1 protein-coding gene is annotated in these 798 nt (G+C 67.0%); it reads right to left on the bottom strand.

The genetic code is table 11. The annotated features are described in order from the left end of the window. Nucleotides 1-439 (bottom strand): FHA domain-containing protein (locus tag AC1D12_RS34510; RefSeq protein WP_477845553.1); only part of this gene is annotated, 439 nt, incomplete at its 3' end. Nucleotides 440-798: the final 359 nt, after the last annotated feature.

The following is a 798-nucleotide window of genomic DNA, read 5'->3' as shown; positions in this document are numbered from 1 at the left end:
GCGGGGGGGCTGGCGGCTGCAGCTGCAGCCGCGGGTTGGTGCGCGACTCGACCGCCGAGGCCTTGATCACCGTGCGCGAATCGATCGGCACCCGGTCGTCGGTGCGCGGCGCGGATTCGGGCGTGGCCAGCGTCGCGCGCATCACGTAGCCGCCGATCACCAGCTCGTCGGCATGGCCGAGGGTGGTGCCTTCGCCGGCATTGATCGGCCGGCCGTTGATGACGATCGCGTTGGCGCTGCCGACGTTGCGGATCGAGAACGATCCGTTGGTGAACCAGACCTCGGCCTGCAGGCGCGAGATGTGGCGTTCCGGGTCGGGCAGGGCGAGCGTGTTCGTGTCGGAACGGCCGATCGTGCCACCGCGTTCATCGAAGTGGCCCGTGATCGACTGAGACAGGGTCTCGTTCTTCAGGGTATGGGCGCGTATCACCAGGATCATGAGGGCTCCGACAGCGAGGCAGGCACGCCCGCCGAGCGGAGCCGGCGCGCCTGAAGCCGGTTTATCCGCCGGGCGCCCGGGATTGGCAATCAACGAAAGTCATGCGGCTGTCGTGAAAGGGCTGGGAAACGATTGCTGAAAAGGATTGCCAGATGACTTTCGTTCATTGAGACTTTGCGTCCCCCCAGGCACTGTGCCGTGCCATGCCTGAAGACGACTATCCCGACCGCCCGTTCGAAGACGACGAGACCACCCGCGTCATCACCCATTCCAGCGCCAGCGTCAAGACGAGCCCGCTGAACGCGGCCGCGGCCGTTGCGTCGGCCGACACGCTGCCGGCCGCTGCGCCGGGAAGTGAG

The sequence above is a fragment of the Rhizobacter sp. P1_G5 genome, from assembly GCF_056405435.1.
The sequence above is the reverse complement of the archived record's forward strand: the minus strand, read 5'-3'. Positions and strand labels throughout refer to the sequence as shown.